The following is a 17,275-nucleotide window of genomic DNA, read 5'->3' as shown; positions in this document are numbered from 1 at the left end:
TTGCGCCAGGGTGGGTAGCGGTAGCGATCAAAGACCGACCAGCCCAGCAAGCTGACGAAAGTCGGTCAGGCGATTGACGCCATAGCCATCGAAGCCGGGTTCATGGTTGCGGTCGATGAAGGCCTTGGCCATGAAGCCCAGGTCGGCGGCCGTCATCAGGTCGTAGCGGAAGCTGGAGGAGCAATGCACCATCTCTTCCGGTCCGCAGCCGAGTTGATCAAACATGTATTCAAACGCCTGGCCGCGTGGCTTGTAGGCCTGTGCTTCCTCTGCGGTGTAGACCGCATGGAAGGGGGCTTTCAGATGTGCCACGCTGTGCGGGATCAGGTCGGTCATCGAATTGGACAAGATCACCAGCGGGATATGCGGTGCGATCTTCTCCAGTGTTTCGACCACGTGCGGATGCGGCTGCCAGGTGGGAACGGCCGCGTAGAGCGACTGCGCATCGCTGGTGCGATATTCCACGTCGTGCGCGTGGCAGGCGCGCTGGATGGCGTTTTCCACGACATCGAAGAAGGGCTTCCAGGCACCTAGCACTTCGTCCAGGCGATAGAAACGGAAGCTTTCCAGAAAGCCCGGCATGCGTTGCTCGCTGACACGATCGGAGAACAGCGATCTGGCCGTGGGGCCCATTTCAAAATTGATGAGTGTTCCGTAGCAATCGAAACTGATGAACTTCGGCTTGAAAATCATTGGATCAATCTCCTTCGTGGTCGATGGAGAAAGTATGGCCGCCCGGCCAAGAGAAAAATCTCTTATTGCCGGGCGATCGGAGCAGCTTCTACTTTTAATCCTGGGCTTTCCGGCATTTTCCTTGGATCGGGGCCATGCGTTCGGGCCGGGTGCCAGACGCGCTGCACCTCTTGGCCTGGCAACCGGCTTTCTTGCCTGTACCGGCCTTAATGCAGATTTAATGAAGAATTAAATTTACATTAATCCCAGTGGCAAACTGCGGTTCCATAATCTTTTCCGAGGGAGGGTCACGGTCCTGTTCCCTCGTCCTGATCGATATTGGTGGGAGCCCATGATGCAACTGAAGTCGTACTGGCTGGACACATCGCCGCCCTTCATGAGCCAGACCGATGCACTGCCCGAGGGCGGCTGTGACGTGCTGGTGGTTGGTGGCGGCATCACCGGATCGTCCGCAGCGCTGGCGCTTTCACGCAAGGGAGCTCAGGTGGTGGTGTGCGACGCCGACATCGTCGGCGGCGCTGCCTCCGGGCGCAATGGCGGCATGTGCAACAACGGCTTCGCCCAGGACTACGCGGCACTATCGCAGCGCCTGGGCAGCGAACTGGCCGACCGGATTTATCGAGCCTTCGATGCCGGCGTCGATACGGTCGAAAGGCTTGTCAGGCAGGAGTCCATCGATTGCGACTTCGCCCGTCACGGCAAGCTCAAGCTGGCCGCCAAGCCAGAGCATTACGACAAGCTGGCGCGCAGCCAGGAATTGCTGGCCGCCAGCGTCGATCCGCAGACCCGGCTGTTGACCCCTGCACAACTGCGTGACGAGTTGGGTAGCGATTGCTACCACGGCGGGCTGCTTCTCGAAAAAAGCGCTGGCATGCATGTGGGGCGCTATGTACGCGGCCTGGCACATGCGGCACAGCGCCATGGTGCCGTGTATCTCGAACACACGCCGGTGCTTGGTCTTCAACGGCAATCCGGCAGCTATCTCGTGCGCACCGCGCGTGGTCCTTTACGTGCCCGGCAGGTGTTGCTGGCCAGCGGTATCTCGCAAATCGGTCCGTTCGGTTGGGTCCGCCGTCGCATCGTACCTGTCGGCGCGTTCTTGATCGTCACCGAACCACTCCCGCTGTCGTTGCTGGATGGACTGGTGCCCACGCGCCGCATGTATACCGACACCAAGAACTTCGTGAATTATTTCCGCGTCACGCCGGACAAGCGCCTGCTATTTGGTGGCCGTGCGCGCTTTGCCGCCTCCAATCCGCGTTCCGATGCGCGCAGTGGCGATATCCTGCGCCAGCAGATGCTCACCGTCTTTCCCGGACTCGCCGGGACGCGTATCGACTATTGCTGGGGCGGGATGGTCGACATGACCGCCGACAGGCTACCGCGTGCCGGCCAGCGCGAAGGCGTGTTCTATTCCATGGGCTACAGCGGTCATGGCACTCACATGGCGACGCTGATGGGAACGATGATGGCGGAGATCATGGAGGGGCATGTCGATCTCAATCCCTGGAAGGATTTTGCCTGGCCAGCCATTCCCGGCCACTTCGGTAAGCCTTGGTTCCTGCCCTTCGTGGGGGCGTGGTATCGGCTCAAAGACCGGCTGCGATGAGCGCGAGCGGGGCGGCGGCCGGACAGGATGTGCTGCGCGGTGGTCAAGCGCCTGCACCAGCGCTTGCAGCCGGCCAATGCAGGCCTAGACCTCTGGCGTTCCGACCAGCCCCACCACGACCCGATCGCGGCCGGCCCGCTTGGCGTCGTACAGTGCCACGTCGGTATGCGCCAGCAGGCTTTCCAGGTCGGCCGGCGGGGTCTCGAAGACGCTGCCACCCACGCTCAGGCTGACGGGGTCGGGTGTGGGGAAGCTCTTGCCGGCGACGTGAGCGAAGCCTTGTCGCAGGCTTTCCCCCAGATGGGTGACCTGATCGGTGCTGGCATCCTGCAGCAGGATCACAAATTCATCCCCGCCCAGGCGCGCCACCAGTGCAGCCTCCGGCAAAACCTCGTGCAGCAGCATGCTCAAGGCTTCGAGCAGCTGGTCACCGGCAGCATGGCCGTGCAGGTCGTTGACCTGCTTGAAGTTGTCGATGTCGATCAGCAGCACTGCGCCGGGATGCTGCACGCTGGCCTGCGCCAGCAGCGCGGGGGCGCTGGTCTTGAGGGCGCGGCGGTTGAGCAGGCCGGTCAGGGGGTCGCGGGCCGCCAACTGGCCGATGTGCTGTTCGCGACGGTACCGCTCGGTGCCGGTCATCGACAGCGCGATCAGCATGATCGCCATCGCGCCTTCGATCAGCGATATCCGGATCACCGCGCCGCCAAAGGCCGCCAGGTCCAGCAGGGTGCCTGGTACGATGGCGACGATCGCCTTGGCGACGTAGAACAGACCATGCGCCAGCAGTACATAACGCAATTGCACCGCGCCCACGCTGAGCGATGCGCCATGCGGTCGCAACAGGTGACTGGCGCGCAGCGTGACGGCGGCGATCATCAATGACTGCACGCCCAGCATCACCCGTGACCACCAGGGTTGCGCAGGCAGGCACAACATCACCAGCCACAGCAGTGCCAGGAGCCACCAGCGGTGCGAGAGCCGGGTGCGGGTAAACCACGCCACGCCGGCCAGGAAGCAGGCGTGTGCGGCGATCAGCATGCCATTGGCGAACCAGATGCCGATGAGCAGGTAGCCGCGCGAGCGCAGCAATGCCAGGAAGGAACCGAGGGCGATGATGGCGAAGCCGCTGCTCCAGAGCAGGAGCGAGCGTTCGCGCACTACGCCCCATTCCACCGCCAGGTAGAGCGCAGCGGCCGCCGCCAGGGCGATGGTGAGGATGAGCAGGGTGGAGGGATCGAGAGCCATGGGGTGATACGGCACCGGCAAGCAGTACGAACGATGCGAGCGGTGCAAACGGTGCAAACGGTGGGAAGGGCAGGAACAGCCGCTATTGTAGCCGTCGTCCCGCATCCTGGCCGTGTCACCTCCATGGCGGCCCGTCCCCGGCGCCGGTCAGGCCGGCTCGGTCGATGGCCCGGTTGCCGTCGGGGAGGGGGGCGGCAGTTCGTCACCGCCCGGGATCTGCTGGGGCGAGAACAGCGGCAGCTTCTTCTTCACCAGCGGCAGGTTTTCGCGTTCGGTACCGTCCGGCAACACGGCCTGCTCGGCCGATAACCAGTTTCCATTGTCTGTGCTCGTGTGGCTCATTTTGTTTTCCTCGGGGTTGCGGAAGGGCCAGCTTGTCCGTTTTGGGCAAATGCCTCGTTGATGCAACGCAACCGGGGCAGGTTTTGATGAGAATTCTTCTTGTCGCTTGGATAATACGGTCCGGCTCGCGTACTATGCTTCCCATCCGGTGGTCATGCCGGACCAGCCTTGTCAGGCGGCAATTCCAGGACGCAACAGGAACACCATGTCACACCAGCAGAACTCGCAAGCCTCTTACACTGACCCGGCCCATGCCGTGTCCCTGCGGCAACTGATCCGTTCCGATCAGCTGATGGCGCTGCGCCAGACCGTGCTGCTGTCCATGCCGGTCAACATGCTGCTGGGTGTGATCTCGACCTTCGTGGCCTGGCGCTCGGGCAAGCTCTCCATCGCCCTGATCTGGCTGGCCTGCTCGGGGCTGGTCAATGTGTTGCGCATCCTGGCCTGCCGGATCCCGGTGGAGCGTCTGGCAGCGGCGCTGCCTTTCCTGGCTGCGCGCACTGTCGGCGATGGCGATCGCGTCACCGAACTCAACCTCCGACTGCACTGCACCCTGGCCCTGATGTCGGGCATCGTGTGGGCCGGCGTCCCGCTGCTGTGCGCAGGCTATACCACGCCCGAGACTCTTTTCTATCTCACCTGCGTATGCGGCATCACGGCCGGCGCGGTGACCCACGGCTTCGCATTTGCTCGCATTCCGATCTGCTTCATCACGCCGCCGTTGCTGTCCATCATCTTCTGCCTGGCCACTATCGAGACCAGCGCCACCCGCATGGCACTGGCCGCAGCGGTGCTGCTCTACCTGGCCGCGCTGATCCGGGGTTCCAAGGTCAGCGAGGGCCTGGTCTCGCACGCCAGCGCGCTGAAGAACGAGGCCACCACCGCCAAGCAGGCGCTGGAAGTGGCCCACCAGGACCTGCACCGCTTCGCACAGAAGATGCAATATCAGGCCGAGCATGACCTGCTGACCGGACTGCTGGGACGCGCCGGTTTCATGGAAGTGGCGCCGCGCATGGTGGCGCGGCAGGAGCATGCCTTGTGCATGATGTTCCTCGACCTGGATGGCTTCAAGGTGATCAACGATGCCTACGGCCACGATGCCGGCGACCAGGTGCTGGTCGAGGTGGCACGGCGGCTGCAGGCCAGCGTGCCCGAGACCGCCACGCTGGCACGCCTGGGGGGCGACGAGTTCGTGATCCTGTACCCGCTGGTGCCGCAGGCTGAACCGCCGGAACAGCTGGCCCGGCGGCTCATCGCCGCCATCCGCCAGCCCTTCGCCCGTCTGGCGCACCGGCACATCGGCCTGAGCCTGGGCATCACCATCACCCGCAGCGATGACATCAACGAGATGCTGGTCTGCTCCGATGCCGCCATGTACGAGGCCAAGCGCCGTGGCCGCAACCAGTTCCATGTGTTCAACGACGACCTCAACGCACACCTGCAGATGAAGCGCGATGTGGAGCGCGACCTGGCCGATGCCCTGGCGCGGCGCCAGCTGGAGGTCTGGTTCCAGCCCATCATCCAGCATGATGGCCGCACCCTGGATGGCTTCGAAGCCCTGCTGCGCTGGCGTCATCCGCGCCACGGCGCCATCGCGCCGCCCGACCTGATCGAGATCGCCGCACTGGCCGGCCTGTCGGAGGAGTTGCTGCGCTTCATCATCGGCGAGACCGGGGCCATGATCGCCTTCCTGCAGGCCAGCGGCCGCCCGGACCTGCGGGTATCGATGAACATTTCGCCACGCGAGATGGAGCGCATCAGTGTCGATGAACTGGTGACGGAGATGCTGAAGTCGCGCCAGCTGCCGGCCCGGATGCTGGAAATCGAGATCACCGAAGAAACCGCCCTGGACCTGCAGGCCGCCAGCCAGAGCCTGGTGGCGCTGGCGATGCAGGGCGTGAGCATCGCCATCGATGACTTTGGCGTGGGTTATTCCTCGCTGGGCTTCCTGCGCCAGATGCGCGTATCGCGCGTGAAGATCGACCGCAGCTTCGTCACCGGCCTGACCGATCAGACCGAAAACCAGGCGCTGGTGGCCGCGGTGCTGCAGTTGTCGGGGTCTTTCGGATTCCAGGTGGTGGCCGAGGGCGTCGAGAGCGAGGACGACCTGCGCACCCTGCAAGCCCTGCAGTGCCATGCCATGCAGGGTTTCTATTTCTCCCGCCCGATGCCGGCGGACCAGGCGCGCCGCATGGTCAGTGCCCTGGCGCAGGTGTAGGCGCCGAATCCCCCAATCCCCAATCCCCCTGTGGCTCCATGCGCCGTGATGACGCGGCGCTGACAAACTTGAAGCAGATCAAGCTTTGTCCGATCAGGGCGCCGCTCCCACCCCGGGGCGGATATGCTGCGACACAACAAGCATGCCCAGTGTCTCGTCATCGCCTCCCGGAGAATGCCATGTTCCCACCCGCCCAGGCCTCGCCTGCGCAGCGCTACGACCAACTCATCCGCGACGCCCTCGGTGCCCGGCCCATGCGGGTCGCCGTGGTCCATCCCTGTTCGGTCGAGGCCTTGCAAGGGGCGCTGGAAGCGCGCGACGAAGGCCTGCTCGAGCCAGTGCTGGTCGGCCCCGAAGCCAGGATACGTCGCATCGCCGAGCAGGCCGGCCTGTCGCTGCAGGGTTTGCCAATCGAAGCAGTCGAGCACAGCCATGCGGCCGCTGCCCGCGCCGTCGAGCTGGCCGTGCAGGGCAGAGTGGGCGCCTTGATGAAGGGCAGTCTGCACAGCGATGAATTGCTGGGCGCGGTCGTCGTCGCCGGCTCCGGCCTGCGTACCGAACGTCGCATCAGCCACGTGTACGCGATGGCCATCCCCACCTATTCCAAACCGCTGGTCATCACCGACGCCGCCATCAACATCGCGCCCACGCTGGCGCACAAGCGCGACATCTGCCAGAACGCCATCGACCTGCTGCACGTGATGGGTGTGCCGCGTCCCCATGTGGCGGTGCTGGCGGCGGTGGAGACCGTCAACCCGGCCATGCCCTCCACACTGGATGCCGCCGCGCTGACGGTGATGGCGACGCGCCACCAGATCACTGGCGCGCTGGTGGATGGCCCGCTGGCCTTTGACAATGCCATCAGCCTGGAGGCCGCCACCATCAAGGGGATAGCCTCACCGGTGGCCGGCAGTGTGGACATCCTGCTGGTGCCGGACCTGGAGGCCGGCAACATGCTGGCCAAGCAACTGATCTACCTGGCGCAAGCCGATGCCGCAGGCCTGGTGCTGGGCGCACGCGTGCCCGTGATTCTCACCAGTCGCGCCGACAGCCTGCGGGTGCGCCTGGCGTCGTCCGCGCTGGCCCGGCTGGTGGCGGCACGGGCCGCCGTGCAGGTATCCCCTCAGGAGGACGCATGAACCGCTGGCTGCTCACCTTCAATGCAGGCTCGTCTTCGATCAAGCTGGGCGTGTTTCGCCTGGATGACGCCCGCGCCACCAGGATCGGGCAGGGGCAACTGGACCTGCACCTGACGCCGCTGCAATTGCGCCTGGAGATCGATGGCGTCCGTTCGGCCATCGAGATCAAGGCCGACCCGGTAGCGTCGATGGACAAGGTGCTCGAAGAAGTGCTACACCAGCTGGAAGTCGGCCATGAGCAGGGCGCCCTGTGCGCGGTCGGGCACCGCGTGGTGCATGGTGGCCTGCACCTGTCGCGCCCGGTGCTGCTGGACCCCGCCATCGAAGCCGCGCTGGAAGCCCTGGCGCCGCTGGCTTCCTTGCATCAGCCCCAGAACCTGCGGCTGATCCGCGCCATCGAGCGTTTGCGTCCCGGGTTGCCGCAGACCGCCACCTTCGACACTGCCTTCCACGCCACCCAGGATGCGCTGGCGCGCCGCTTTGCCCTGCCACGCAAGCTGCATGACGAAGGTGTGCTGCGTTACGGCTTCCACGGTATTTCCTACAGCTATATCGCCGATGAGCTGCGTCGGCGCGGCCTGCCCGAGGCACACGGCAACGTGGTGGTCGCGCACCTGGGCAATGGCGCCAGTCTGTGTGCGCTCCAGAACGGTCGCAGTGTCGATGCCAGCACCGGTTTCTCCACGCTGGAAGGCGTCCCCATGGGCACGCGTTGCGGTGCGCTTGATCCCGGCGTGTTGCTGTACCTGTTGCAGCAGGGGATGACCCCGGCCGCGCTGGAAGACCTGCTGTATCACCAGAGCGGCCTGCTGGGGGTATCCGGCGTGAGCGCCGATGTGCGCACGCTGCAGCAGAGCCAGGCCATCCCGGCCCGTGAAGCATTGGAGCTGTTCGCGCTGCGCTGCGCCGGCGAGGCGGCACGGCTGGCCACCACCCTGGGCGGCATGGATGCACTGGTCTTCACCGCCGGCATCGGCGAGCATGACGCCCGCATGCGCACCGCCATCTGTCGCCGGCTTGGCTGGCTGGGCATCAGGCTGGACCCGGCTGCCAATGAGCAGCATCTGGAATGCATCAGCAGCCAGGCCAGCCGCCTGCGGGTGCTGGTGATCCCGACCAATGAGGAACAGGTCATTGCCGACGACGCGGCCAGATTGCTGATGGGGAAGGAGCGATGAGGGTGTTCGCGCAAGGCGCGGAGTCAATGGCGACGGCAGCGACGGCGCGCTAGTCGCTGGCCGCTGCTGCTTTCTTGCGGGGACGGGGCGGCTTCTTTGCAGCGACAGCCGATGGAGCGGCCGTGGTGGCGGTCACCGCCACGGAGGCCTTCATGAACCACGCAAGTACCGACTCGGCGGTCTTGCCGTCCACGATGTGCGGCACGCAGCGGTAGGAGAAGCTGACGCCCTCGCACAGCGCCATCAGGCCGATGGCGATCTCGCGCGCCGGTGCGGCGGGGGTGACCCCGGTCAGGTCGCAATAGGCCTGCACAAAACAGGTGATCTGGCGGTAACGCTCTTCCAGGTAGACATCGAGCTGCAGGCGGAACTTCTCGTCGCGCAGGGCCACGATGCGCGCCTCCATCCACAGCAGGCTGCACTTGTCGTCGCGATAGAGCGCCGAATACTGCTCGGCCAGTGCGTCGCGCAGGGCATCGGGATCGGTCACTGCGCCATCGAGCAGTCGCTGGAAGCCACGGTCGATGCTCTCGCCTTCCCGCCGGAGCAACTCGAAGAACAGCTCCGTCTTGTCGTCGAAGTTGGAATAGAACGCGCCCCGCGAGTAGCCCGCCGCCGTGCTGATATCCTCCACGCTGGTAAGCGCATATCCCTTTTGCATGAAGACCGCGTGCGCCGCCTCCAGCAGCCTTGCGCGGGTCTGCTCGCGACTTTGTTCGCGGCTCAGTCGTTGGCGTGGTGGGCTTGGTTCGCGTGTCATGGGGCAGGATTCTAACACTGTTGTATTCAAATACAGGATTGCATCTGAATTCATATCTGCATTAGAATCGCTGAACTTTTGTAAAGACCACCCTCGAGGATGCGGAGCGCCCGGCGATCCGACCCTACCTTCCTGAAAGGAAAGCTGTGAAGCCCGATCCGCGTCCCCGTGTCCTTCCCCTGCATCTGTCTCTACCCCGGCGCGTACCGCTCGGCCTGGCCGCGGCGGCCCTGGTACTGACCCTGTCGGCCTGCAGCAAGCCGGCGCCGGTGGCCGACGCCCCGCGCGAAGTGGTGATCCTGCAGCCGCAGGAACGGGATGGCGGACAGCCTTTGCATCTCCCGGCCGAGGTGCAGTCGCGCTATGTGACCTCGATGTCCTTCCGTGTCGCCGGCCAGCTGGTGGAGCGCCGCGTGCACCTGGGCGACGTGGTGCGCAAGGGCCAGGTGCTGGCGCGCCTGGACCCGTCGGATGCCGATCAGAATGCCGCCTCCGCCCGCGCCGAACTGGCCTCGGCACGCCAGCACCTGGACGCCGCCGAGAAACAGTTGCAGCGCGATACCGCCCAGGCCCGCGAACAGCTGATCAGCGCCCAGCAACTGGAACAGAGCCAGGATGCGCGCGCCGCTGCACTGGCGCAGTTCCAGGCGGCCCAGGCGCGTGCCTCGGTGGCCGGCAACCAGCGCGACTACACCACCCTGGTGGCCCAGCATGACGGCGTCATCAGTGCCGAACAGGCCAATACCGGTGACGTGCTCAACCCCGGCCAGCCGGTCTATTCGCTGGCCTGGTCGGGCGCCGTGGATGTGGTGACCGATGTCGCCGACCGCCAGCTGGCCGGCCTGCAACCTGGCCAGCCCGCTACCGTCACCCTGGCCGCGTTGCCGGGCAAGACCTTCAAGGGCAAGGTGCGCGAAGTCAGTCCCGCCGCCGACCTGCAGAGCCGTACCTATCGCGTCAAGGTCACCCTGGAACAACCCGACGCCAGCGTGCGCCTGGGCATGACCGGGGATGTCGTGATCACGCCCGACGTTCCCTCCGGCCAGGCCAAGGTATTGCTGCTGCCGGCGACTGCGCTGTTCCATCAAGGCGGCAAGCCGGCGGTCTGGATCGTCGGCGCCGAAGGCAAGCTGGAACTTCGCCCGGTGACCGTATCGGCCTATGGCGAGCGCAGCATTTCTCTGTCGCAGGGCGTGGCCGCGGCTGACAAGGTGGTGGTGCAGGGCGTCCATACCCTGACTGCTGGCGAGAAGGTCAAGCCGGTCGCCCCGCTGCACGCCGAGGACTTCGCCCTATGAGCGCGCCCGGCCGTTTCAATCTCTCCGCCTGGACGCTGCAGCACCAGGCGCTGGTGACCTTCATCCTGGCGCTGGTGACGCTGCTGGGCATAGGCTCCTACAACCGGCTCTCGCAGTCCGAAGACCCGCCCTTCACCTTCAAGGTCATGGTGATCCAGACCGACTGGCCCGGTGCCACCGCGCGCCAGGTCCAGGAGCAGATTACCGACCGCATCGCCCGCAAGCTGCAGGAAACGCCGGATGTGGACTTCCTGCGCAGCTATTCCCGTGCCGGCCAGTCGCAGCTGTTCTTCACCATCAAGGACACCGCACCCGCTTCGCAGGTGCCGCAGACCTGGTACCAGGTGCGCAAGAAGGTCGGCGACGTCGCCGCCACCCTGCCGCAAGGCGTCAAGGGACCTTACTTCAATGACGAATTCGGCGACGTCTACACCAACATCTATGCACTGGCCGGCGACGGCTTCACGCCCGCACAACTGCGCGACTATGCAGACCAGTTGCGCGGTGAACTACTGCATGTGCCGGGCGTGGCCAAGATCGATTACTTCGGCGAGCGCCAGGAACACATCTACATCGACATCGGCAACGCCCGCATGACGCGCCTGGGCATCAGCCCGCAGCAACTGGCCGATGCCATCGGCGGCCAGAACGCCGTGGTGCCGGGCGGCCTGATCACCACCGGCAACGACCGCGTCTATGTGCGTCCTACCGGCCAGTTCGACAACCTGCGGGCACTGGAAGACAAGGTCATCCACCTCAACAACCGCAATTTCCGGCTGGGCGACATCGCCACCATCCACCGTGGCTACGACGAACCCCAGGAACAGGAAATGCGCGCCAACGGCCAGCCGGTGCTGGGCATCGGCGTGACCATGCAGCCCGGTGGCGACGTCATCCGCCTGGGCAAGGCCCTGGATGCGCGTACCGAAGAATTGCGCAAGCGCCTGCCGGCCGGCCTGACCCTGACGGCGGTCTCCAGCATGCCGCACGCCGTGGAAAAATCGGTCGACGATTTCCTCGAAGCCGTGGCCGAGGCTGTCGCCATCGTGCTGGTGGTGAGCCTGGTCTCGCTGGGCATCCGTACCGGTATGGTGGTGGTGATCTCGATTCCCATCGTGCTGGCAGTGACTTCGCTGTTCATGTACATGTTCGACATCGGCCTGCACAAGGTCTCGCTGGGCACCCTGGTGCTGGCATTGGGCCTGCTGGTGGATGACGCCATCATCGCCGTCGAGATGATGGCGGTGAAGCTGGAGCAGGGCTGGAACCGCCGCCGCGCCGCCGCCTTCGCCTACACCAGCACCGCCTTCCCGATGCTCACCGGTACCCTGGTGACGGTGGCCGGCTTCCTGCCGATCGCCCTGGCCAAGTCCGGGACCGGCGAATACACCCGATCCATCTTCGAAGTCTCGGCCATCGCGCTGCTGCTGTCGTGGCTGGCGGCAGTGGTGCTGATCCCGCTGCTGGGCTACCACATGCTCAAGGAAAAGCCGGGCGCGCTCACTGATGAACAGATCGCCGCCAATCCACATGCCGGCCATGACGAGGAAGACCACGATCACCCCATCTACCAGACCCGCATCTACACCCTGCTGCGGCGCTCGGTGTCCTGGTGCGTGGCCTTCCGAGGCCGCGTGGTGATCGCCACCACCCTGCTCTTCATCGGTTCGCTGGCCGCCTTCGCGCTGGTGCCGCAACAGTTCTTCCCCAGCTCCGACCGGCCCGAACTGCTGATCGACATGCACCTGCCCGAGCGCGCCTCCTTCGAGGCCACCCAGCGCGAAGCCATCCGCATGGAAGCCCTGCTCAAGGACCGGCCGCAGATCGATCACTACATCAGCTTCGTCGGTGTCGGTGCACCGCGCTTCTACCTGCCGCTGGACCAGCAACTGGCCAGCCCCAACTTTGCCCAGTTCGTGGTCACCGCCAAGTCTGTGGAAGATCGGGAAGCCCTGGCAAAGGCGCTGGAAGAGCCGCTGCGCAAGCAGTTCAGCGGTGTGCGTACCCGCATGACGCGCCTGGAAAACGGTCCGCCGGTCGGCTTCCCGGTACAGTTCCGCATCAGTGGCGAGCAGATTCCCAAGGTGCGCGCCATCGCCGAACAGGTTGCCGCCGAAATGCGCAAGGAGACCCGTGCCACCAACATCCAGTTCGACTGGGATGAACCGGCGCAGCGTTCGGTCTCCTTCGAGATCGACCAGAAACGCGCCGGTGAGCTGGGCCTGAGCAGCCAGCAGATTTCCAACTTCCTGGCCATGCAACTGTCGGGCTATACCATCACCCAGTACCGCGAGCGCGACAAGCTCATCAGCGTCGATCTGCGCGCCCCGCGCAGCGAACGCGTCGACCCCTCGCGCCTGGCCACGCTGTCCATGCCCACCCCTAACGGCCCGGTGCCGCTGGCGACCCTGGGCAAGTTCCACAACACGCTGGAATACGGCGTCATCTGGGAACGCAACCGCCAGCCCACCATCACCGTGCTGGCCGATGTGCGAGCGGGCGTGCAGGGCATCGACGTGACCAACGATGTCAACCAGAAGCTCGACGCGCTGCGCGCCGAGCTGCCGGTGGGCTACCGTATCGACGTCGGCGGCCCGGTGGAAGAAAACGCCAAGGCGCAGTCCTCGATCTCGGCACAGATGCCGCTGATGTTCATCGCCGTACTGCTGTTGCTCATGGTGCAGCTGCAAAGCTTCGGCCGTACCCTGATGGTGGTGATGACCGCCCCGCTGGGTCTGATCGGTGTGGTCGGCGCGTTGCTGCTGTTCGGCCAGCCCTTCGGCTTCGTCGCCATGTTGGGGACCATCGCCATGCTGGGCATCATCATGCGCAACTCGGTGATCCTGGTGGACCAGATCGAGCAGGACATCGCTGCCGGCCGTGGCCGCTTCGACGCCATCGTTGGTGCCACCGTGCGTCGCTTCCGCCCGATTACGCTGACTGCGGCCGCTGCCGTGCTGGCGCTGATCCCGCTATTGCGCAGCAACTTCTTCGGCCCGATGGCCACCGCCCTGATGGGCGGCATCACCATCGCCACCATCCTGACCCTGTTCTACCTGCCGGCCCTGTATGCGCTGTGCTACCGGGTCAAGCCGGATGAAACCCATCATCGCGACAACGCCGCGCAAGGGAGCCACTGATGAGCGCCGTCCGTTTTTCCCCCGCCCCGCGCACCCTGGCGCTGGCCGCAGCGCTGCTGGTCTCCGGTTGCGCCCTGGGTCCGACCGGCGAGGCACCGGCCTCGCCCCAGCCGGCCCACTACGCCGTCGATGCCACACCCGCCACCCTGGGGCCGCAGGAGGCGCGTCAGAAATTCGTGCTCGGCCAGCGCGCCGTACCGCAGTGGTGGCGTGCCTATGGTTCGCCGGAACTCTCCGCATGGGTGGAAGAGGCCCTGCGTAGCAACCATTCGCTGGCCCAGGCCGATCGCAATCTGGCCGCCGCCCGCCTGCAGTTGCGCGCCCAGATCGATGAATCGCTGTGGCCCACCATCGATGCGGTCGGCCAGGCCCAGCGCCAGCGCGCCCTGGGGCTGCCCAATCTGGGGCCGACCACCAACCTGTACAACGTCTTCGCCGGCCAGATCCGCGCCAGCTACACCTTCGACCTGTTTGGCGTGGAGCGCTTCGCCAACTCGGCGGCTGCAGCCCAGGTGGATGCGCAGTCCTACCAGTTCGACGCGGCACGCCGCTCGGTGGCGGCCAATGTAGTGATCACGGCCATCAATGCGGCTTCCCTGCACGCGCAGGTGATGCATACCGAACGCCTGGTGGCGCTGGCCGATGCCGATGTCGAGGAGATGCAGCGCCGGCTGGCGCTGGGTGCGGTGTCACAGGATGAGTTGTTGTCGGCGCAGGCCAGCGCGCAGTCGCTGCGCGCCAGCCTGCCCGCCATGAAAGCGCAGTGGCAGGCCTCGCGCCATGCGCTGGCGGTGCTGATGGGACGCACCCCGGACGCTGCGCCTGCCGATCTGGATATCACCCGTCTGCAACTCCCCGGCGAAGTGCCGATGACCTTGCCTTCGGAACTGCTGCGCCAGCGGCCCGATATCCTGGCCGCCGACGCCGCATTGAAGGTGGCTGCCGCCGAACAGGCGCTGGCCACGGCCGAGATGTTCCCCAGCCTGTCCATCAGCGCCTCCTTCGGCCAGTCCGGTTTTTCCTGGGCCAAGGCGACCAGCGGGGCGGGTGCGGTGTGGGGACTGGGGGCTTCGTTGACGCAGCCGCTGTTCCACGGCGGCGCTCTCAGCGCCCGGCGCGACGCTTCCAAGGAGGCCTATCTCGCGGCCGAGGCCAATTATCGCCAGACCGTGTTGAATGCCTTCCAGAACGTGGCCGATAGCCTGGTGGCGCTGACCCAGGATGCTGATGCCCTGCAAGCCTCCACGGCGGCGCGCGCGGCCAGCGAGCAGGGCTGGCGCAATGCCCAGCGACGCGCCCAGCTGGGCGCCTACCCGGCCAGTGCCGCACGCGCAGGCGAGCGCCAGTATCTCAATGCCAGGCTGGGCGAAGTGCGTGCCACGGCCAGCCGCATGAGCGATACCGCCACCCTGTTCCAGGCCATGGGCGTGGGCATCGAAGTACCGCCCCAGCAGGCGGCGGCCAAGCCCTGAACGGACAGGAGGGTAGCACCCAGCGGGCGCTCCCCTCCCTTCCCTATCCCCTTCTCTCCTCAACCGCCCACGTACTGCTGGAACAGGTGGCTGAACAGCCGGGTCAGGTCCTTCATCAGCATCGCCCCGCCGCGACCGGCGTGGGCTTCGAACGCGATGCTCATCGTACCGATGAAGACGGCCAGGCGCAGGGTGGTGGTGTGCATGATGGGCTCCTTGTGGTGGCGGATTGCTGTGTCGATGGAGTCATCTTGCACCGGTCCGGTCATGCCCGGATGTCAAAAAGCGACGCCCGCATTTCAGTTGAAATAATTTTTCTCCGCTGTCAGTTATTCGTCAGTCAACCGGCAAACCGCTCAGCTATATTCTCGCGTGGTGGTAGGTCTTCAGGGGTAGCGTTATCGCCGCCACGAACCACAACAACAATGAAATCCGCGCGAGCGGACAGAAGAGAATCGGGGAATCCATGTCGAGAATGCTGGTATGCCTTGCAGCACTGCTGCTGGGTGGTTGTGCCTCCATCACGGGCACGCAGACGCAACCCATTTCAGTCATTGCCAACCAGGGCAGCCAGATCATCTCGGGTGCCAGCTGCACGCTGAGCAACGACGTCGGCAAGTGGTACGTCAAGACCCCTGGCAGCGTGGCCATCAAGAAGAGCACGGGTGATTTGCTGGTGGAATGCGCCAAGGACGGTGTGAGCGGTCAGCAGAACGTGGTCTCGCGCGCCAACACCAATGTGTGGGGAAACCTGCTGCTGGGTGGTCCGATCGGCTATGTGGTCGATCGCAGCAGCGGTGCCGGTTTCGATTATCCTGACTCGGTTACGGTGACGCTGGGCAGCCGTCTCGGCGTCCTGCCTTCGGCTGGCGTTGCGGGCGGTACGGCCAGTCCCGATCCGACCCCGCCTGATGGCCGCTGGCGTGCCGTCATGTCCTGCGATGCCAACCGCTTCAACAAGGATTCCAAGCCGTTCCAGGCAAATTTCATCGCCGAGGTCGATGGTAACCGTGTGAGCCTCAAGCGCCGTACCAAGATTGCAGAGGAGGTGATGTCCGGCACCATCATGGGCGAATCGCTGAGCCTGGATGGCATGGGTTACCGCTTCGAGAATCCCGCCAACACCTGGACCTTCAAGATCGATGGCGTCTTCATGGGCAATGCCAAGATCTATAACGGCAAGGGACCGCAACTGGCCAAGAATGGCATGGTGGCACGACAGTGCACGGTATTGATGATCCACACCGACGTGCCGCCGCCACCGCCCAAGAGCGGGCCACCCGAGGTGGCCGCCACGCCTGCTGCCGCCCAATAGGCGCAGCGGGCTCAGCCCTTGCTGGCCCCGAAGGTGAGGCCAGCCACGAACTGCTTCTGCATCACGAAGAACAGGATCACCGAGGGCAACGCCGCCAGGATGGAACCGGCCGAGACCAGGTTCCAGGCGGTGGTCCACTGTCCGCGCAGGGCCGCCACGCCCACTGTGATGGGCGCCACATCGTCCCCCTGGGTCAGCACCAGCGCCCAGAAGTAATCGTTCCAGACGAAGGTGAAGACCAGCACCGCCAGGGCCGCCAGCGCGGGCCGGATCAGCGGCAGCACGATGCGGTAGAACACGGTCCACTCGCTGGCGCCTTCGATGCGTGCCGCCTCGATCATCTCGAAGGGCAGCTGCTTGATGAAATTGCGCAGGAACAGCGTGCAGAAGCCGGTCTGCATGGCGATGTGGAACAGCATCATCCCGGTGATGGTGTTGAACAGGCCCAGCGACAGCGACAGGTCCCGTACCGGGATCATCAGGATCTGCTGCGGCACGAAGTTGCAGGCCACGAAGGTGGCGAAGAGCACCGTATTGCCCCGGAACTGGTAGGTAGACAGTGCGAAGCCGGCCATCGCCGCCAGCGAGATCGCGCCGATCACCGAAGGAATGGTGATCAGGCAGCTGTTCCAGAAGTAATGCAGCATGGGCGAGGCGGTCAGCGCTTCGCGGTAGTTCTCCAGCATGGCGAAGTCCTGCGGCCAGCCCCAGTAGTTGCCGGCCATCAGTTCATCGTTGGAGCGCACCGAGGTCACCAGCGCGGTCAGCATCGGCAGCAGCCAGATCAGCAGGGCCACCGGCACCGAGATACGGTACAGCGCCCGATTGAACGGCTTCCATTTTTCTATCGGCATGGGAAACATGGC

14 protein-coding genes and 1 pseudogene are annotated in these 17,275 nt (G+C 65.0%); 9 read left to right on the top strand and 6 right to left on the bottom strand.

Annotation, left to right across the window (positions count from 1 at the left end; all coding sequences use genetic code 11):
- Window positions 1–27: 27 nt before the first annotated feature.
- Window positions 28–693: a haloacid dehalogenase type II gene (locus tag HWE04_RS21120; protein ID WP_077235860.1), complete on the bottom strand. Its 666-nt coding sequence runs from the start codon at window positions 691–693 to the stop codon at window positions 28–30.
- On the opposite strand from HWE04_RS21120, the gene HWE04_RS21115 reads away from it, so the two are divergent.
- Together HWE04_RS21115 and HWE04_RS21110 are read left to right on the top strand one after the other, a co-directional pair.
- A complete protein-coding gene (locus HWE04_RS21115; protein WP_139347101.1) occupies window positions 671–925 on the top strand; it encodes a hypothetical protein in 255 nt (84 codons plus the stop codon). The two genes, HWE04_RS21120 and HWE04_RS21115, sit on opposite strands and share 23 nt — an antisense overlap.
- 102 nt (window positions 926–1,027) lie before the next feature.
- Entirely contained in the window at window positions 1,028–2,302 is a 1,275-nt protein-coding gene (locus HWE04_RS21110) for an NAD(P)/FAD-dependent oxidoreductase (RefSeq protein WP_006464112.1), read from the top strand.
- Window positions 2,303–2,386: 84 nt separating this feature from the next.
- Here the strand turns inward: HWE04_RS21110 and HWE04_RS21105 are convergent, their stop codons facing one another.
- Together HWE04_RS21105 and HWE04_RS21100 are read right to left on the bottom strand one after the other, a co-directional pair.
- Window positions 2,387–3,547, bottom strand: a complete 1,161-nt coding sequence (locus HWE04_RS21105; RefSeq protein WP_241813623.1) for a GGDEF domain-containing protein — start codon at window positions 3,545–3,547, stop codon at window positions 2,387–2,389.
- A 147-nt stretch (window positions 3,548–3,694) separates the two neighbouring features.
- Window positions 3,695–3,889, bottom strand: a complete 195-nt coding sequence (locus HWE04_RS21100; protein WP_006464110.1) for a hypothetical protein — start codon at window positions 3,887–3,889, stop codon at window positions 3,695–3,697.
- A 205-nt stretch (window positions 3,890–4,094) separates the two neighbouring features.
- Between HWE04_RS21100 and HWE04_RS21095 the strand changes: the two genes are divergently transcribed.
- The 3 genes and pseudogenes from HWE04_RS21095 (at window position 4,095) to HWE04_RS21085 (ending at window position 8,424) form a co-directional block, all read left to right on the top strand.
- A complete protein-coding gene (locus HWE04_RS21095) occupies window positions 4,095–6,107 on the top strand; it encodes a putative bifunctional diguanylate cyclase/phosphodiesterase (protein WP_241813622.1) in 2,013 nt (670 codons plus the stop codon).
- Between the two features lie 221 nt (window positions 6,108–6,328).
- A pseudogene (locus HWE04_RS21090) lies at window positions 6,329–7,246 on the top strand (bifunctional enoyl-CoA hydratase/phosphate acetyltransferase); the annotation flags it as partial.
- Window positions 7,243–8,424 (top strand): acetate/propionate family kinase, encoded by a 1,182-nt coding sequence (locus HWE04_RS21085; protein WP_241813620.1) that lies wholly within the window; start codon window positions 7,243–7,245, stop codon window positions 8,422–8,424. The pseudogene HWE04_RS21090 and the gene HWE04_RS21085, both read left to right, overlap by 4 nt.
- A gap of 49 nt (window positions 8,425–8,473) precedes the next feature.
- Here HWE04_RS21085 and HWE04_RS21080 read toward each other — a convergent pair whose 3' ends face one another.
- Entirely contained in the window at window positions 8,474–9,184 is a 711-nt protein-coding gene (locus tag HWE04_RS21080; protein WP_241813619.1) for a TetR/AcrR family transcriptional regulator, read from the bottom strand.
- A gap of 185 nt (window positions 9,185–9,369) precedes the next feature.
- Between HWE04_RS21080 and HWE04_RS21075 the strand changes: the two genes are divergently transcribed.
- From HWE04_RS21075 to HWE04_RS21065, 3 genes are read left to right on the top strand one after another with little or no spacing between them, the layout of a single operon-like run.
- Window positions 9,370–10,482: an efflux RND transporter periplasmic adaptor subunit gene (locus HWE04_RS21075; protein WP_446719245.1), complete on the top strand. Its 1,113-nt coding sequence runs from the start codon at window positions 9,370–9,372 to the stop codon at window positions 10,480–10,482.
- Window positions 10,479–13,622, top strand: a complete 3,144-nt coding sequence (locus HWE04_RS21070; RefSeq protein ID WP_241813618.1) for an efflux RND transporter permease subunit — start codon at window positions 10,479–10,481, stop codon at window positions 13,620–13,622. Before HWE04_RS21075 ends, HWE04_RS21070 begins: the two co-directional genes overlap by 4 nt.
- Complete coding sequence (locus HWE04_RS21065; RefSeq protein ID WP_241813617.1) at window positions 13,622–15,094, top strand: efflux transporter outer membrane subunit; 1,473 nt, start codon at window positions 13,622–13,624, stop codon at window positions 15,092–15,094. The genes HWE04_RS21070 and HWE04_RS21065 overlap by 1 nt, the downstream gene beginning before the upstream one ends.
- Window positions 15,095–15,153: 59 nt before the next feature.
- Here the strand turns inward: HWE04_RS21065 and HWE04_RS21060 are convergent, their stop codons facing one another.
- The gene (locus tag HWE04_RS21060; RefSeq protein WP_158243296.1) at window positions 15,154–15,300 is read right to left on the bottom strand and encodes a hypothetical protein; all 147 of its coding nucleotides are present in this window, start codon (window positions 15,298–15,300) and stop codon (window positions 15,154–15,156) included.
- A gap of 260 nt (window positions 15,301–15,560) precedes the next feature.
- On the opposite strand from HWE04_RS21060, the gene HWE04_RS21055 reads away from it, so the two are divergent.
- The gene (locus tag HWE04_RS21055) at window positions 15,561–16,409 is read left to right on the top strand and encodes a hypothetical protein (protein WP_241813616.1); all 849 of its coding nucleotides are present in this window, start codon (window positions 15,561–15,563) and stop codon (window positions 16,407–16,409) included.
- A gap of 11 nt (window positions 16,410–16,420) precedes the next feature.
- Here HWE04_RS21055 and HWE04_RS21050 read toward each other — a convergent pair whose 3' ends face one another.
- Entirely contained in the window at window positions 16,421–17,272 is an 852-nt protein-coding gene (locus tag HWE04_RS21050) for a carbohydrate ABC transporter permease (RefSeq protein WP_006464096.1), read from the bottom strand.
- Window positions 17,273–17,275: the final 3 nt, after the last annotated feature.

Origin of the sequence: Herbaspirillum sp. C7C2, from assembly GCF_022627865.1 — a bacterium.
In the GTDB taxonomy this organism is placed as follows: domain Bacteria; phylum Pseudomonadota; class Gammaproteobacteria; order Burkholderiales; family Burkholderiaceae_D; genus Herbaspirillum; species Herbaspirillum frisingense.
Note: the sequence above shows the minus strand (reverse complement) of the source record. Positions and strands in the feature narration are given on the sequence as shown.

Excerpts from the sequence above, each read along its gene's own strand:
- HWE04_RS21050 (WP_006464096.1), bottom strand. The coding sequence starts at position 17,272 with ATGTTTCCCATGCCGATAGAAAAATGGAAGCCGTTCAATCGGGCGCTG.
- HWE04_RS21070 (WP_241813618.1), top strand. The coding sequence starts at position 10,479 with ATGAGCGCGCCCGGCCGTTTCAATCTCTCCGCCTGGACGCTGCAGCAC.
- HWE04_RS21095 (WP_241813622.1), top strand. The coding sequence starts at position 4,095 with ATGTCACACCAGCAGAACTCGCAAGCCTCTTACACTGACCCGGCCCAT.
- HWE04_RS21080 (WP_241813619.1), bottom strand. The coding sequence starts at position 9,184 with ATGACACGCGAACCAAGCCCACCACGCCAACGACTGAGCCGCGAACAA.
- HWE04_RS21085 (WP_241813620.1), top strand. The coding sequence starts at position 7,243 with ATGAACCGCTGGCTGCTCACCTTCAATGCAGGCTCGTCTTCGATCAAG.
- HWE04_RS21110 (WP_006464112.1), top strand. The coding sequence starts at position 1,028 with ATGCAACTGAAGTCGTACTGGCTGGACACATCGCCGCCCTTCATGAGC.
- HWE04_RS21115 (WP_139347101.1), top strand. The coding sequence starts at position 671 with ATGAACTTCGGCTTGAAAATCATTGGATCAATCTCCTTCGTGGTCGAT.
- HWE04_RS21120 (WP_077235860.1), bottom strand. The coding sequence starts at position 693 with ATGATTTTCAAGCCGAAGTTCATCAGTTTCGATTGCTACGGAACACTC.
- HWE04_RS21060 (WP_158243296.1), bottom strand. The coding sequence starts at position 15,300 with ATGCACACCACCACCCTGCGCCTGGCCGTCTTCATCGGTACGATGAGC.
- HWE04_RS21105 (WP_241813623.1), bottom strand. The coding sequence starts at position 3,547 with ATGGCTCTCGATCCCTCCACCCTGCTCATCCTCACCATCGCCCTGGCG.
- HWE04_RS21100 (WP_006464110.1), bottom strand. The coding sequence starts at position 3,889 with ATGAGCCACACGAGCACAGACAATGGAAACTGGTTATCGGCCGAGCAG.
- HWE04_RS21065 (WP_241813617.1), top strand. The coding sequence starts at position 13,622 with ATGAGCGCCGTCCGTTTTTCCCCCGCCCCGCGCACCCTGGCGCTGGCC.
- HWE04_RS21055 (WP_241813616.1), top strand. The coding sequence starts at position 15,561 with ATGTCGAGAATGCTGGTATGCCTTGCAGCACTGCTGCTGGGTGGTTGT.